Here is a 16116-nt window from a genome sequence, read left to right as displayed (position 1 = left end):
AAACGGGGCCCGAGGGCCCCGTTTGTCATGGCGCAGCGGTCAACCGCTTACCACTGCAGCTTCAGCGTGTAGGCGCCGGTACCGCTGTAGCGCAGCACCTGCACATACAACGTGACCGCGCTGGACCCGCCGTTGGCGTAGGTCGTGCTGTCCGCCTGGCCGGCCGCCTTCTCGCTGCTGGCCAGCGTCGAGCCCGAGCTGTTCTTCACGTAGAGGTCGAAGTCGTTGCTGCTGCTGGCCGCCGTCAGCGTTGCGGTCAGCGTCTTGCCGGCTGGCAACGTCACCTTGAAGTAGTCGGTGTCGCTGGTCGAGCTGACGGTGCCGGCCACGTTGGCCGGTGCCGACACGGTGTTGGCCGTGGCAATCGTGCCGTTGGACTCCGTCTCGTTGACCGTCGGCAGGCCACCCGTGCCGCTGATCGCCGCCACCGCAGCTGCCGCGTCCAGGATGCCCGAGCCGCATTGCGAGCAGGTGCCGGGGAAGGCACGCGCGCTGCTCTGCAGGGCCGCCTTGACCTGGTCCGGCGTGGCCGTCGGCTTGGCGCTCAGCATCAGCGCAACGACGCCGGCCACGTGGGGTGTCGCCATCGACGTGCCCTGGTAGTAGGCGTAGCTGTCGGCACCGGGCGCCTTGGTGCCGGCGTTCAGCGTGCTGAGGATGCCGTTGCTGCTGCTCGAACGCACATCACCCCCGGGGGCGGCCAGCGTCACGATCGAACCGTAGTTCGAGTAGTAGGCGCGGGCACCGTTGCGGTCGGTCGCGGCGACGGCGATGACGCCGGAGCAGTTGGCGGGGTTGGAGTTGCTGGCGTTCTGGTTCTCGTTGCCGGCCGCGACGACCACCACCGTGCCGCGCGAGCGGGCGCTGTTTATCGCGTTCTGCGAGGTCGTGTCGCAAGCGCCGCCGCCACCCAGGGACATGTTGATGACGCGCGACGGCGTGGCGTTGGCGGGCAGGCCCGACACCGTGCCGCCCGACGCCCAGATCATGCCGTCGGCGATGTCCGAGGTGTAGCCACCGCATTTGCCGAGCACGCGCACCGGCTGGATCTTGGCGTTGAAGGCGATGCCGGCGACACCCGACGAGTTGTTGGTCTTGGCGGCGATGGTGCCGGCCACGTGCGTGCCGTGCCAGCTGGAGTTGCTGGCCGCCTCACCGCTGCCGCACTCGTTCGCGGCGACCCAGTCGCCGGGGTCGCTCGGGTCGCTGTCGCGCGTGCCGCCGTCGTTGGCGACGGTGGCGTCGTTGATCATGTCGTAGCCGGCCACGGTCTGGCCGGACAGGTCGGCGTGCGGGCGGATGCCGGTGTCGATGACGGCGACGACGATGCCCGAGCCCGTGGCCAAGTCCCAGGCCGCCGGTGCGCGGATGCCGCCCGTGGTTTCGTAGAGATCCCACTGCGAGCTGTAGCTCGAATCATTGGGCGTCATCAGCGGGTACATCTTGCGGTCGGGTTCCGCGTAGGCGATGTTGGCGTCGGAGGCCTTGAGCTCGTTGGCCAGGCGCTGCAGGTCGCTGTTCGACAAGGCCTTGTCGAGCTTGAACACGTGCGCACCGGTACCGGTCTGGCGCAGCAGGCGGGCCTTGGCGCCGCGCACGGCGAGGGCCGAGTTGACGGCGCCCAGACGGGCGTCCATCGTGGGGGTAGCAATGCTGCGGGCGCGCAGCACGCCGGCGTCCTGGGTATCGGCCTCGGAGGCATCGCGGTAGCCGACGATGAGGCGGTCGGTGCTGGCGGCACGCGGCGCCACGCTGACAAGACCGCTATCGACCAGCGCGTTCGACACGCCGGCCTGGGCCCCGCCTGCGATCAGCAGGCCGCAGGCCAGTGCGAGCAGGGTCCGCTTGTTGGCAGAAGAAAAACTCATTTTTGGTAGTTCCAGAAAGTCGCCGTGGCGGACGGCGTGCCGGCTCGGCCCATGGGATCTCCACGCGAAGCGCCGCCGTTTCTTTCAGCTTGCCGGTTGGACTCGTCATCCCAAACAACTTCAACGTCCCACCACCGGCCTGGCGCAATCCGAAGCGGGGCGCAGTGTGTCCGCGGCACGAAGGCAGCCTTGTCACCGGCCGCAGTGACGGAAGTAACCCGAGCGGGGAATCACGGATGACAGCACCCGTGACGAATGGCATGCACACCCTCCAACAAGCGATTTGGCCCACCTGCAATTCAGCCGCGGTTTTCCGCGGGTCGTCGCATGCCACCGGCAACTCATCGCTTGCAGCTTGGGGCCGCTCAGTCGGGCGCCTAGCCTGAACACAGGTCGACGCAATTCGCGTCACTTGTCAGCCTGAAACCCGACCCCCACAGGAGCTCGTCATGTCCACCAGCAATTCGATTGCCCAGCGCACACCCCTGATCAACAGCCTGTTCGCGGGCATCGCTTGCGCCACCACGCTGATCCTGACCGCAGGCCCTGCGCTGGCTGCGCCCGGCGACCTGGAGCGCGTCGAAGTCAGCGGCCGAGTCGTCGAAGCGCCTGTGCGCTACGACCTGCGCGCCGGCTGCGCCACCATCGACACACAACTGCAGGACGCACTGCAAACCACCTGGGAGCGCGAGCGCCGTGTGGGCCAGGTGAAGGTGCAGATCGTCATGGACGGCGGCGACATCACCGCGGTTCGCGCTGATGGCATCTCGAACAGCGTCGAGCGCTCCGTGCGCAATGCCGTGAACAGCCTGCAATGCGGCCAGCAGGTTGCTGCCGGCACGCAGATCTACCGCTTCCGCGTCGACTTCATCGACCCCGATGACCGCCGCCAACGCATGGCCGGTGCCACGCGCGCGGGCTACCGGCTTGCGCTGCTCAACGACTGAGCCACGGCTTCGTCGACACGCTGAAGCGGCAGCAGCAATCGGGCTGCTGCTTCGGTCGTCAGCTCACGCTGCGCGGCGGCCCAGACGGGCGCCGGGAAATGGCTGTCCCAGTCGAAGCGCGCGATGACATGCCAGTGCAGATGCGGCACGACATTGCCCAGGCTGGCGATGTTGACCTTGGTCGGCGCCAGCAAAGACCTTAGAACGCGCTCGATCTCGGTGACAGCGTCCATGCAGGCGTGACGATCGGTGACCGAGAGGTCGCTGAACTCGGCGACATGCTCGGCCCAGATGAGGCGATAGAAGGCCGGGAACCGCCGCGCCTCATCACCTTCGACAACGCGCACGACGCGGAACTTCGGCGTGCGCGCGACGACAAGGCCGCCGTCGCCGGCACACAGCGGACACAGCACACCGCTCAAACCAGCACCCGCTCGATGCCGCCGTTGTTGGCCTTCGCCACGTACTCCGGCATCCAGTTCGGGCCGAGGATCTGGCGCGCCATCTCCACGACGATGTAGTCCGCCTCCAGCAATCCGTTCTGCAGGTCGTCGCCATAGCGCGTGAGGCCTTGCAGGCAGCTGGGGCAGGACGTCAGGATCTTCAGGTTCTCGTCCGGGCCGACCTTGCCGCTTTCGCGCAATTGCGTCTCGGTCTTGCGCAGCTCTTCTTCCTTGCGGAAGCGCACCTGCGTCGAGATGTCGGGGCGTGTCACGCCCAACGTGCCGCTCTCGCCGCAGCAGCGCTCGTTCTTGATGACGTTCTCGCCCACCAGCGCCTTCACCGTCTTCATCGGCTCCTGCAGCTTCATCGGCGAATGGCAGGGGTCGTGATACAGGTAGCTGGTCTTGGAGCCGAGCGTGATGCCCTTCTCCAGCAGGTACTCGTGAATGTCGATGATTCGGCAGCCCGGGAAGATGTCCTCGAACTTGTAGCCCTGCAGCTGGTCGTAGCAGGTCCCGCAACTGACCACCACGGTCTTGATGTCCAGGTAGTTCAGCGTGTTGGCGACGCGGTGGAAGAGCACCCGGTTGTCGGTGATCATCTTCTCGGCCTTGTCGAACTGGCCCGAGCCGCGCTGTGGGTAGCCGCAGCAGAGGTAGCCGGGCGGCAGCACCGTCTGCACGCCGGCATGCCAGAGCATGGCCTGCGTGGCCAGGCCCACCTGGCTGAACAGGCGCTCCGAGCCGCAGCCGGGGAAATAGAACACGGCCTCGGTCTCGCTCGCCATCGACGGCGGGCGAATGATGGGCACGTAGTCCTTGTCCTCGATGTCCAGCAGCGCGCGCGCCGTCTTCTTGGGCAGGCCACCCGGCAACTTCTTGTTGATGAAGTGGATGACCTGTTCCTTGATCGGCGCGGCGCCGACGGTGGCGCGCGGCGCACTCGTCTGCTTGCGCCCCGCGAGCTTGAACAGGTCGACCGCCAGGCGCTGCGCCTTGAAGCCGATGCCCACCATCGCCGTGCGCGCCAGCTTGATGGTCTCGGGGTTGGTCGCGTTCAGCATGAACATGGCCGCCGCGTTGCCGGGGCGCCAGGTCTTCTGGCCCATCTTGCGCAACAGGTTGCGCATGTTCATCGTCACGTCGCCGAAGTCGATCTTGACCGGGCAAGGCGACAGGCATTTATGGCAGACCGTGCAGTGGTCGGCCACATCCTCGAACTCCTGCCAGTGCTTGATCGACACGCCGCGGCGCGTCTGCTCCTCATACAGGAAGGCCTCGACCAGCAGCGAGGTGGCGAGGATCTTGTTGCGCGGGCTGTAGAGCAAGTTGGCGCGCGGCACATGCGTGGCGCAGACCGGCTTGCACTTGCCGCAGCGCAGGCAGTCCTTGATCGAGTTGGCAATCTCGCCGATGTCGCTCTGCTGCATGATCAGCGACTCGTGCCCCATCAGGCCGAAGGACGGCGTGTAGGCATTGCGCAGGTCGGCCGGCAGGGCCGCATCCTTGAGCAGCTTGCCCTTGTTGAATCGGCCTTCGGGGTCGACTTTTCGCTTGTACGCCGTGAAGTTGGCGAGTTCGTCGTCGGTCAGGAACTCGATCTTCGTGATGCCGATGCCATGCTCGCCCGAGATGACACCGTCCAGCGAACGAGCCAGCGTCATGATGCGCGCCACGGCCGCGTGGGCCGTCTGCAGCATCTCGTAGTTGTCGCTGTTGACGGGGATGTTGGTGTGCACATTGCCGTCGCCGGCATGCATGTGCAGGGCCACCCAGACGCGGCCACGCAGCACTTCCTTGTGGATGCGCTTGCACTCCGCCAGCAGCGGCTCGAAGGCCGCGCCGCTGAAGATGGCCTGCAGGGGCTTGAGGATCTGCGTCTTCCACGAAGCGCGCAGCTCGTGCGTCTGCAGGCCTTCGAAGAAGCCACTGTCCAGTCCGTCCAGCCACTGCTGCCACAGCTCGCCCACTTCGCGCAGCAGCGTCAGCGCCTGCTGCACGCGGTCTTCCAGCAACTCCGCGCTCGGGATCTCGCCGGCGTCGTCGCTCTTGCCCAGCGGCAGCTTGCCCGTCATGAACAAGGCTTGCAGCGCCGTCACCAGCGCCAGCTTGTTGCGCAGGCTCAGCTCGATGTTGATGCGCTCGATGCCCAGCGTGTACTCGCCCATGCGGTGCAGCGGGATCACCACGTCCTCGTTCACCTTGAACGCGTTCGTGTGCTTGCTGATGGCCGCGGTGCGCTTGCGGTCGAGCCAGAACTTCTTGCGCGCGTCGGCGCTGACGGCGGTGAAACCCTCGCCCGAGCGGCCATTGGCCAAGCGCACGACTTCACTCGCCGCGCGCGCCACGGCATCGGCGTCGTCGCCGACGATGTCGCCCACCAGCACCATCTTGGGCAGGCCGCCGCGCTTGCTCTTGGTGGCGTAGCCCACGGCCTTCAGGTAGCGGTCGTCCAGATGCTCCAGGCCCGCCAGCAGCACGCCCGTGTCGGCGATCGAGAACATGTAGTCCTTGATGTCGACGATGCTGGGCACGCAGTCCTTGGGGTTGCCGAAGAACTCCAGGCACACCGTGCGCACGTGGGCCGGCATCTTGTGCACGATCCAGCGCGCTGACGTGATGAGGCCGTCGCAGCCTTCCTTCTGGATGCCCGGCAGGCCGGCGAGGAACTTGTCCGTCACGTCCTTGCCCAGACCCTCCTTGCGGAAGACGCGGCCGGGGATGTCCAGTCTCTCGGTCTTCTCCAGCTTGGTGCCCGACGCGTCGAAGTAGCGGAGCTCGAAGCTCGCCAGCTCCGCGTCGTGGATCTTGCCGAGGTTGTGGTTGAGGCGGATCACCTCCAGCCACTTGGCCTCGGGCGTCACCATCTTCCAGCTGGCGAGGTTGTCCAGCGCCGTGCCCCACAGCACGGCCTTCTTGCCGCCGGCATTCATGGCCACGTTGCCGCCGATGCAGCTCGCCTCGGCGCTGGTCGGATCCACGGCGAACACGAAGCCGTTCGCCTCGGCCAGGTCCGCCACGCGCTGCGTGACGACACCAGCTTCGCTGAAGATGGTCGGCACCTCGCGGTCCAGGCCCGGCAGCTGCAGCATCTCCACGCCACGCAGCGCTTCGAGCTTTTCGGTGTTGATGACGGCGCTGTTCCACACCAGCGGAATGGCTCCGCCGGTGTAGCCCGTGCCGCCGCCACGCGGGATGACGGTCAGCCCCAGCTCGAAGCAGGCGCCCACGAGGCCAGCCATCTCGGCCTCGGTGTCGGGCGTCAGCACGACGAAGGGGTACTCCACGCGCCAGTCGGTCGCGTCCGTCACATGGGACACGCGCGACAGGCCGTCGAACTTGATGTTGTCCTTGGCCGTGTGGCGGGCCAGGGTCTTGGCGGCGCGCTTGCGCAGGCTCGCCACACTGTCGAACATCTTGGCGAAATCGGCCACCGCGCGGCGGGCGGCCTCCAGCAGCTCGCCCACGGCGGCGTCGCGCTGCGGGTCACTGGCCGGGTCGCGGCGCTTTTGCACCTCGGTCAGCCGGTGGTGCAGGGCTTCGATCAGCAGGCCGCGCCGCTTGGGGTTGTCCAGCAGGTCGTCCTGCAGGTAGGGGTTGCGCTGCACCACCCAGATGTCGCCCAGCACCTCGTACAACATGCGCGCGGACCGGCCCGTGCGGCGCTCCAGCCGCAACTGGTCCAGCAGCTCCCAGGCCCGGGAGCCCAGCAGGCGGATGACGATCTCGCGGTCGGAGAACGACGTGTAGTTGTAGGGAATCTCGCGCAACCGGGGGGCTGCGCTCTCGTCCGCCGAATTCGAGGCATCAGCGGTGGGCATCAAGGGATGCGGAGCGTTCATGGCAACCGGCGTGACCGGAAAAAGAGGCCTTGGCAGGCTGGATCGGACGGGCTGCGGCTCGGGTCGGCAGCATGGCGGGCAAGGACGCCCGGCTTGTGGCCACAGCCCCTTGCGGCAGGGGCTGGAATGCTAACCGAGGGGTCTTGCCCCCAGGGGGCCACCGTGTTTGTCCGCCATTCGTGGCTCATCAAGCGGCGCTATGCTGACCTTCAAATAAAACACTGCACGGAGACACTGGATGAAGCCGTTCGCCCTTCTTGCGACGTTAACAGCAACGTTGGCCCTGGCCACCTCAGCCCAGGCCCAGGTCGAGATCCAGTGGTGGCATGCCATGGGCGGGGCGCGGGGCGAATGGATCAACGACCTGGCCAAGGACTTCAACGCCAGCCAGAAGGACTACAAGGTCATCCCCACCTTCAAGGGCACCTACGAAGAATCCATGCCCGCGGCCATTGCCGCCTTCCGGGCCGGCCAGGCGCCCCACATCCTGCAGGTGTTCGAGGTCGGCACGGCCACCATGATGGCCAGCAAGGCCGCCATCAAGCCCGTGGCGGACATCATGAAGGAGTCGGGCATTCCCTTCGAGCCCGGCGCCTACGTGCCCGCGGTGGCCAGCTACTACACCGCGCCCAACGGCCAGATGCTGAGCTTCCCCTTCAACAGCTCGACCACGGTCTTCTTCTACAACAAGGACGCGCTGAAGGCCGCCGGCGTCGACAAGCCGCCCACCAGCTGGCCCGAAGTGGCTTCGGCCGCCGCCAAGCTCAAGGCCAATGGCAGCAAATGCCCCCTCACCACGTCCTGGATGAGCTGGACGCAGCTGGAGAGCTTCTCGGCCTGGCACAACGTCGAGTTCGCCACCAAGAACAACGGCTTCGGTGGCCTGGATGCACGCCTGGCCTTCAACACGCCCCTGCACCTGCGTCACATCGAGAACCTGGCCAACATGTCCAAGCAGGGCCTGTTCGTCTACAAGGGCCGCGGCAATTCGCCGGACGCCACCTTCATCTCAGGTGAATGCGCGATGACCACGGCATCGTCGAGCATCTATGGCGACGTCAAGAAGAGTGCCAAGTTCGCTTTCGGCATCACCGCCCTGCCCTACTACCCCGACGTGCCCGGCGCGCCGCAGAACACCGTCATCGGCGGCGCGAGCCTGTGGGCGATGGCGGGCAAGAAGCCGGCCGAGTACAAGGGCGTGGCCAAGTTCTTCGAGTACCTGGCGCGGGCCGATGTCGCGTCGGAAAGCCACAAGCGCACCGGCTACCTGCCGGCCACCAAGGCGGCCTTCATCACCACCGAGGCCGGCGGCTTCTACAAGGCCAACCCGGGCAGCGACGTGGCCGTCAACCAGATGATCCGCAAGACCACCGACAAGTCGCGGGGCGTGCGACTGGGCAACCACCCGCAGATCCGCACCATCGTGGACGAAGAGTTCGAGCTGATCTGGGCCGGCAAGAAGACCGCCAAGGAAGGCATCGATGCCGCCATCCAGCGCGGCAACGAGCAGCTCGAAAAGTTCGCTCGTACGGCAAAGCTCTGAGGCGCTGACCTGACATGGCGCAAGAGAAGCGCGTCGTCTTCCGCTCCCGCTGGCTGCCCTGGCTGCTGCTGGCGCCGCAGGCCGTGGTCATCGGCGTGTTCTTCTTCTGGCCGGCGGCGCAGGCGCTGCTGCAGTCGCTGCAGCAGCAGGACGCCTTCGGCCTGTCGACCGAATGGGTCGGCCTGGACAACTTCAAGGCGCTCTGGGCTGATGCGAGCTATCTGGGCTCGTTCAAGACCACGGCGGTTTTCTCCTTGCTGGTGGCGATCCTGGGTCTGTCGATCTCACTGCTGCTGGCCGTCATGGCCAACCGCGTGGTGCGCGGCGCCGGCATCTACAAGACGCTGCTGATCTGGCCCTATGCCGTGGCACCGGCCATCGCCGGCATCTTGTGGCTCTTCATGTTCGCGCCGTCCATTGGCATCGTGGCCTATGGGTTGCGCGCACTGGGCTACGACTGGAACCACCTGCTCAACTCCGATCACGCCATGACGCTCATCGTCATGGCCGCGGTGTGGAAGCAGATCTCCTACAACTTCCTGTTCTTCCTGGCCGGGCTGCAGTCCATCCCGCGCTCCCTCATCGAAGCCGCAGCCATCGACGGCGCCAGCCCCTGGCGGCGCTTCTGGGACGTGACCTTCCCGCTGCTGTCGCCCACCAGCTTCTTCCTGCTGGTCATCAACATCGTCTACGCCTTCTTCGACACCTTCGGCATCGTCGACGCCGCCACGCAAGGCGGCCCGGGCAAGGAGACGGCCATCCTGGTCTACAAGGTCTATCACGACGGTTTCAAGGCCCTGGACCTGGGCGGCTCGGCGGCGCAGAGCGTGGTGCTGATGGTGATCGTGGTCAGCCTGACGGTGCTGCAGTTCCGCTTCGTCGAGAAAAAGGTGCAGTACTGATGGTCGAGAGAAAGCCCTGGCTGGACTGGCTGGCCCACGCCATCCTGGCTGTCGGCGTGGCGGTGGTGGCCTTTCCGCTCTACATCACCTTCGTCGCCGCCACGCACACGGCCGAGGCCATCATCCACGCGCCCATGCCGCTGCTGCCGGGCAGCCATCTGCTCGACAACATGGCCACGGCGCTGGGCGGCGGCACGGCCTCTGGCTCCAGCGCGCCGGTGGCCCGCATGATGTGGGTGAGCTTCGTGACGGCCATGGTGATCGCCGTCGGCAAGATCGCCATCTCGCTGCTGTCGGCCTTTGCCATCGTCTACTTCCGCTTCCCGCTGCGGCAGCTGTTCTTCTGGGCTATCTTCGTGACGCTGATGCTGCCGGTGGAGGTACGCATCGGGCCCACCTACCAGGTGGTGGCCGACCTGCACATGCTCAACAGCTATGCCGGCCTGACCGTGCCGCTGATCGCGTCCGCCACGGCCACCTTCTTGTTCCGCCAGTTCTTCCTGACGGTGCCGGATGAGTTGGTGGAAGCCTCGCGCATCGACGGCGCCTCGCCGCTGCGCTTCTTCAAGGACGTGCTGCTGCCGCTGTCCACCACAAGCATCGCCGCCCTGTTCGTCATCCAGTTCATCTACGGCTGGAACCAGTACCTCTGGCCGCTGCTGGTCACCACCGACGAATCCATGTATCCCGTCGTCATCGGCATCAAACGCATGATCAGCGGCGGCGAGGCCGCCAATGACTGGAACCTCGTCATGGCCACCGCGCTGCTCGCCATGATCCCGCCCGCGCTGGTGGTGATCCTGATGCAGCGCTGGTTCGTCAAAGGTCTCGTGGACACCGAAAAATAATGGCTGCCATCTCGATCCGAAAGCTCTTCAAACGCTACGGCCACGGCGCGAAAGCCGTGCAGGTGATTCATGGCGTCGACGCCGAGGTCAAGGATGGCGAGTTCGTCGTCATCGTTGGCCCCTCGGGCTGCGGCAAGTCCACGCTGCTGCGCATGGTGGCCGGACTGGAAGAAGTCAGCGAGGGCGAGATCGCCATCGGCTCGCGCGTCGTCAACGACGTCGAACCGGCGGACCGCGACATCGCCATGGTGTTCCAGAACTACGCCCTCTACCCGCACATGAGCGTGGGCGAGAACATGGCCTACGGCCTCAAGCTGCGCAAGATGCCCCAGGCGCAGATCGACGAGCGCGTGCAGCGTGCCGCCAAGATCCTTGAGCTGGGCCAACTGCTTGCCCGCAAGCCGCGCGAACTGTCAGGCGGACAGCGCCAGCGCGTCGCCATGGGCCGCGCCATCGTGCGCGACCCGCAGGTCTTCCTGTTCGACGAGCCGCTGTCCAACCTCGACGCCAAGCTGCGCGTGCAGACCCGGCTGGAGATCCAGAAGCTGCACCGCGAGCTGGGCGTCACCTCCCTCTTCGTCACGCACGACCAGGTCGAGGCCATGACGCTGGCCCAGCGCATCATCGTCATGAACGGCGGCCGCATCGAGCAGATGGGCACGCCCGAAGAGGTCTACGGCAAGCCGGCGTCCACCTTCGTCGCCAGCTTCATCGGCTCTCCCGCCATGAACCTGCTGCCGGGCCGCCAGCACGGCGGGCAGTTCCACATCGACGGCGCGGCGTTGGACGTACCGCCGGGTGTTGAAGGCGACCTCACACTGGGCCTGCGCCCCGAGCATGCGCAACTGGCCGACCGGGGCTGGCCGCTGCGCGTGGAGATGATCGAGATGCTGGGCGCCGAGCGCCTGGTCTACGGCAAGCTGGGCAGCGCCACCCCCTTCACGCTGCGCCTGGACGCCACGCTGCCGTCGCCCCAGCCCGGCGACTGGCTGCATCTGGCCTTCAGCCCCGAGTACCTGCACCGCTTCGACGCCAAGACCGGGAAGCGGCTGTGAACACGCCCTGGCTCTACCCCCTGTGGCTCGCCCATCGCGGCGCCGGCAAGCTGGCGCCGGAGAACACGCTGGCGGCCTTCCGCATGGGCGCAGGCTTTGGCTTCCGCGCGTTCGAGTGCGACGTCAAGCTCAGCCAGGACGGCGAGGCCTTCCTGCTGCACGACGACACGCTGGACCGCACGACCAGCGGCCAGGGTTCGCCGGCCGGGCAGGACTGGGCCGAGCTGACAAAGCTCGACGCCGGCAGCTGGCACAGCCCGCCCTTCGCCGCCGAACCCCTGCCGCGCTTCGAGCAGATCGCCGCCTTCTGCCAGGCCAATGGCTGTGCACTGAACATCGAGATCAAGCCCTGCCCCGGCGAGGAGGCCCGCACCGGCGCGGCCGTCGCCCGCGAAGCGGCACGGCTTTGGGCCGGTGCCCTGCCGCCGCTGCTGAGCAGCTTCAAGCCCGAAGCCATCGCGGCCGCCCGCGACGCCGAACCTGCCTTGCCTCGAGCGCTGCTGCTCGACAAGCTGTGGGACGGCTGGCTCGAAACCGCCGAGGGGCTGGGCGTCGTCGCCGTCATCACCAACTACCGGCTGATGGACCGCGCCCTCATCGAGCGCCTGCACGCCAAGGGTTGGCGGGCGCTGGTCTACACGGTCAACGATGCGGCGATTGCCGAGCGGCTGATTGCCGACGGCATCGACGGGATCATCACGGACGCCGTGGATCGCCTCGGTCCCGGTAGCAGCTGACCAGCGCGCCTACCCGATAGAAGTGGCTGCCGGGCCGCAGCCTTGCGCCATCGCAGGCCGGCTTGAAGTCGGCTTCGCCCTCGTTCAGCAGCATGCGCACCAGGCGCTCGCCACCCTTGCCACGCCAGACCTCCCACTGCACATTGGCCGCCATCGGGATGACGTTCTCGGTGCGCCAGGCGCTGGCGGCATAGCTATAGGGCCGCTCGCGGGGCAGCGGCTGATGCACACCGGCAACGCCGATGGCGGATACCAGCGGTGCAACGATCTCGGCGTGGGCAAAGCGCAGCACGGCGCCTTCGCCGGTCGCAAGGCGATCCAGCATGTCGTCCAGCAGCTGCGTGGCGACGTCGTAGGCCGCCGGGCCGGTTTCGACGAGGCCCGGCCCCTTGCGATAGAAGTCCTCGGCGTCGTCATGCTCGGCGAACGCGGCCGCGGCTGAGGCCGGCACGTAGGCCGAGAAATCGCGCGCCAGTTCCAGCTTCAGATCGGCCGCCGCGCCACGCAGGTCGATGACATGCTGGGCGGCGTCGATTGGCTTTGGCAGGCGCGCAGCGAACTCGGCGCCGTACAGACCGGCAAGCAGGTGCTGAGCCGCAACGGCCAGGCGCGGGTCGGCGTCGATGCGTCGTTGCTGCTCGGCCAACTCGGGCCCGCGCAGCCAGGCCTGGTAGACAAGGCTGCGCTTCAACGTGGCTTGGCGGGCCGGCGTGTCCGCCGTGTCGCGCGATTCGCTGAGGCGGTGGAAATACAGCAGGAAGCGGTCCGAGCCCCAACTCGCCGGCACGCGCGCCTTGGGCGCCGCGCGCTGCAGCGATTCGACAAAGCTGCGCGAGCTGTCCACGGCGCGGTCCACGCCCGAAGTCAGCACCTCCACGCCCGGCCCGCCCTCGAAGAACACCGGTAGCCTCGCCGCGAGCCGCCGCGCCAGTTGCTCGTGCTCGACGACACCCAGCGCGCTCAGATTGCCGTAGCCGATGCGCTGCTGCGCCTCCATGAACCTCTGCAGGTCCGCGCCGAACTGTTTGCCAAGCGGCGTCAACGCGCCCCCGGCTTCAGCCTCCCGCCACAGCTTGAGCGCCGCCTCGTCGCTGCCCGCCTTGGTCAGCCCGCGGCTGCCATGGCGGGCCACGAGTTGCACGGCCACGGGCACGTAGCCCGCCGGCGCGGCCTCGTAGCGGGCGGCGTCCTGGCGCGGCGCGTACGGCGTCTTCGAGCCGAGGTGCTCGCTTGCTTCAGCCGTGTGACAAGCCAGCAGACAACCCAGCACAGGGCCGACCCACAACAACAGCCGGCCGATGTCATCGCCGATTCGCATTGGCTTTCTAGGCTGCGCGGTTTTCTTCTGCATTGCCATGAGCCTAAACATCTTCCGTGACAAGAACTCGACACCGTTGACCGCCCTGGGCGCCGCCATCGCCGCGCTGCTGGCGTCAACAGCCCAGGCCCAGACCGCGCCCGAGAAGGTCGAGACCGTTGTCGTGACCGGCCAGGCGTCCAGCCTGCGCAAGGCCCTGAAGATGCAGGCCGACGCCGACAACATCGTCAGCGCCATCGTCGCCGACGATATCGGCGCCCTGCCCGACGTGAACGCGGCCGAGGCGCTGGCGCGTCTGCCAGGCGTGTCCGTGCAGCGCGACCAGGGCGAGGGCCGCTACGTCGTGGTGCGGGGCCTCGGCCCCGACATGAACACCATCACCATCAACGGCTCCCTGGTGCCTTCGCCCGAGGCCAGCCGCCGCGGTGTCAGCATGGACGTGCTGCCCTCGGGCCTGATCCGCTCGCTGGAAGTCATCAAGTCGCTGACGCCCGACATGGACGCCAACTCCCTGGGTGGCACCGTCGACGTGAAGACGCTGTCGGCCTTCGACCTGCCGGCCAGCCTGCTGAGCGCCGGCGTGACCGTGAGCCGCGACCAGCTGACGCGCCAGAACAGCCCCGCCGCCAGCCTGCTGGGCGCCACGCGTCTGATGAGCGGCACGCTGGGCGTTGCGGCGGCGCTGAACGTCGACCAGCGCAAGTTCGGCTCCGAGGACGTCGAGACCGACGGCGCCTGGAGCGCGGGCAAGCTGACGGGCGTGGAACTGCGCCACTACCGCCCCAACCGCGACCGCGCCGCCTTCGCCGCCAACGTCGATTACAAGCCGGCCGCCGGCAGCAGCTTCTATCTGCACGGCATCCTGGCCCGCTTCAGCGACGACGAGGAACGCGATCGCCTGACGATCAGCAACATCACTGGCGGCTCGGTCGCAGAAGGCGCCACCGCCACCGTGCGCGCCGAGCGGCGCCTCCGCGACCGCAAATACACCCGCTCCATCGCGTCGCTCGTGCTCGGCACCGAGCAGGAATGGCAGGACTGGCTGCTGCAGGCCAGCGTCGGCCTGGGCAAGGGCAACGAGCGCACGCCGGAGCAGATCAACGATGCGCGCTTCCGCCAGAACAATGTGGCCGGCGTGTCCTTCACGGATACGGTCAAGCCCCTGGTGACCGGCCCGGCCGCGCTGTACGACGCCAGCAAGTACACGCTGAACGCGCTGACGATCCAGAAGCGCCGCAGCGACGACGACGAGCACAACGGCCGCGTGGACCTGACACGCGCCTTCACCTTGAGCGACGGTGGCAAGCTGGACCTGAAGTTCGGCGCCAAGCTCAGCCGCCGCGAGAAGCGCAACGACACCGACCAGTGGACCTACACCAGCGCTTCAGCCACCAGCCCGAACTACTGGGGCGCGGGCTCGACCTCGCTGTCGGCCTTCGTCAAGGGCGAGCAGCTGGACTTCGGCACCGGCGCCATCGGCTCGGCCATCGACGCTGACGCCATCTGGGCACGCCTGGCCACGCTGCCGCGCGATCCGGCCAAGGTGGCCGGCGCGTCGGCCCTGGCCGACTACCGCCTGAACGAGAACATCGACGCCGCCTATGCGCAGGCCTCGATGGACCTGACGTCGGCCTGGAATGTGCTGGCCGGCCTGCGCCTGGAGCGCACGCGCTTCGACGCCAGCGGCTTCGCCAGCTCGGTGACCGGCGTCATCACGCCCACGCAATACGCCAAGGGCTACAGCAACTGGCTGCCGGGCCTGCACACCCGCTACAAGCTGGACCGCGACACCAGCCTGCGCGGCGCCTGGACGAACACGGTCGTGCGGCCCAACTTCGACCAGCTCTCGCCCTCCATCACGCTGGCGAGCGCCACGGAGGCCACGGTCGGCAACCCGCTGCTCAGCCCCATGCGCGCCCACAACCTGGATCTCGGCGTGGAGCACATGCTGGGCAGCGATGGCGCGGTGTCGGCCTATCTGTTCCACAAGGACATCAAGGACTTCACCTACGCCACCAATCTCGCGGGCACCGGCCAATGGGCGGCCTACACCAGCGTGACGGGCTATGCCAACGGCCCCAGCGCCAAGGTGCAGGGTGTGGAGCTCTCGTACCAACAGCAGCTGCGCATGCTGCCGGGCTGGATGAACGGCTTCATCGTCGGCGCCAATGCGGCCTTCACGCATTCGAGCGCCGACGTCGGCCGCTTTGATGTCGCCAGCAAGACGGCTCTGCAGCGCAGCACCCGCCTGCCCGGCCAGTCCGACACGACGATCAACCTGATGCTGGGCTACGAGGCCGGTCCGCTGAGCACGCGCCTGGCGGTCAACCACAAGTCCAAGTACCTGCTGCAGTTCGGCAGCGACGTGACCAACCCGGCGCAGGACCAGGTCGTGGCCGGCCAGCGCCAGCTGGACCTGTCGGTCAGCTACAAGATCACGCCGTCGGTGCAGCTCACGTTCGAGGGTGTGAACCTCAACAACGAGCACTACTACACCTACGTTGGCATGCCCTCGCTGAACTACCAGTACGAACAGTACGGCCGCACCTACAAGCTGGGCCTGAAGGTCGCGTTGTTCTAGGAGAGGTTGAATAAGTCCCCGCGATGCAGCGC

General features: G+C 67.1%; 11 protein-coding genes. 7 read left to right on the top strand and 4 right to left on the bottom strand.

Annotated elements, in window-relative coordinates:
- Positions 1–47 precede the first annotated feature (47 nt).
- Positions 48–1868: a S8 family peptidase gene (locus AC07V5_RS18480; RefSeq protein ID WP_495117171.1), complete on the bottom strand. Its 1821-nt coding sequence runs from the start codon at positions 1866–1868 to the stop codon at positions 48–50.
- A gap of 449 nt (positions 1869–2317) precedes the next feature.
- On the opposite strand from AC07V5_RS18480, the gene AC07V5_RS18475 reads away from it, so the two are divergent.
- Positions 2318–2815: a hypothetical protein gene (locus tag AC07V5_RS18475; protein ID WP_495117170.1), complete on the top strand. Its 498-nt coding sequence runs from the start codon at positions 2318–2320 to the stop codon at positions 2813–2815.
- Here AC07V5_RS18475 and AC07V5_RS18470 read toward each other — a convergent pair.
- Positions 2788–3228: an HIT family protein gene (locus AC07V5_RS18470; protein WP_495118008.1), complete on the bottom strand. Its 441-nt coding sequence runs from the start codon at positions 3226–3228 to the stop codon at positions 2788–2790. The genes AC07V5_RS18475 and AC07V5_RS18470 overlap by 28 nt on opposite strands.
- A gap of 5 nt (positions 3229–3233) precedes the next feature.
- On the bottom strand, positions 3234–7100 hold the full coding sequence (locus tag AC07V5_RS18465; protein ID WP_495117169.1) for a DUF3683 domain-containing protein: 3867 nt from the start codon (positions 7098–7100) through the stop codon (positions 3234–3236).
- Positions 7101–7338: 238 nt separating this feature from the next.
- On the opposite strand from AC07V5_RS18465, the gene ugpB reads away from it, so the two are divergent.
- Genes ugpB through ugpQ form a run of 5 tightly spaced genes read left to right on the top strand, consistent with a single transcriptional unit; the run spans position 7339 to position 12185 of the window.
- Positions 7339–8643, top strand: a complete 1305-nt coding sequence (gene ugpB / locus AC07V5_RS18460; RefSeq protein ID WP_495117168.1) for a sn-glycerol-3-phosphate ABC transporter substrate-binding protein UgpB — start codon at positions 7339–7341, stop codon at positions 8641–8643.
- Positions 8644–8657: 14 nt separating this feature from the next.
- The gene (gene ugpA / locus AC07V5_RS18455; RefSeq protein WP_495117167.1) at positions 8658–9545 is read left to right on the top strand and encodes a sn-glycerol-3-phosphate ABC transporter permease UgpA; all 888 of its coding nucleotides are present in this window, start codon (positions 8658–8660) and stop codon (positions 9543–9545) included.
- Positions 9545–10393, top strand: coding sequence for a sn-glycerol-3-phosphate ABC transporter permease UgpE (gene ugpE, locus AC07V5_RS18450; protein WP_495117166.1), 849 nt, complete (start codon positions 9545–9547; stop codon positions 10391–10393). The genes ugpA and ugpE overlap by 1 nt, the downstream gene beginning before the upstream one ends.
- A complete protein-coding gene (locus AC07V5_RS18445) occupies positions 10393–11448 on the top strand; it encodes a sn-glycerol-3-phosphate import ATP-binding protein UgpC (RefSeq protein WP_495117165.1) in 1056 nt (351 codons plus the stop codon). Before ugpE ends, AC07V5_RS18445 begins: the two co-directional genes overlap by 1 nt.
- Entirely contained in the window at positions 11445–12185 is a 741-nt protein-coding gene (gene ugpQ / locus AC07V5_RS18440; RefSeq protein ID WP_495117164.1) for a glycerophosphodiester phosphodiesterase, read from the top strand. Before AC07V5_RS18445 ends, ugpQ begins: the two co-directional genes overlap by 4 nt.
- On the opposite strand, the gene AC07V5_RS18435 is transcribed toward ugpQ, so the two are convergent.
- The gene (locus AC07V5_RS18435) at positions 12145–13503 is read right to left on the bottom strand and encodes a histidine-type phosphatase (RefSeq protein WP_495117163.1); all 1359 of its coding nucleotides are present in this window, start codon (positions 13501–13503) and stop codon (positions 12145–12147) included. The two genes, ugpQ and AC07V5_RS18435, sit on opposite strands and share 41 nt — an antisense overlap.
- A gap of 37 nt (positions 13504–13540) precedes the next feature.
- Here AC07V5_RS18435 and AC07V5_RS18430 point away from each other — a divergent pair, with 37 nt between their 5' ends.
- Positions 13541–16084, top strand: coding sequence for a TonB-dependent receptor (locus AC07V5_RS18430; protein ID WP_495117162.1), 2544 nt, complete (start codon positions 13541–13543; stop codon positions 16082–16084).
- Positions 16085–16116: the final 32 nt, after the last annotated feature.

It is taken from the genome of Roseateles sp. GW821-FHT02E12 (assembly GCF_059421665.1).
Note: the sequence above shows the minus strand (reverse complement) of the source record. Positions and strands in the feature narration are given on the sequence as shown.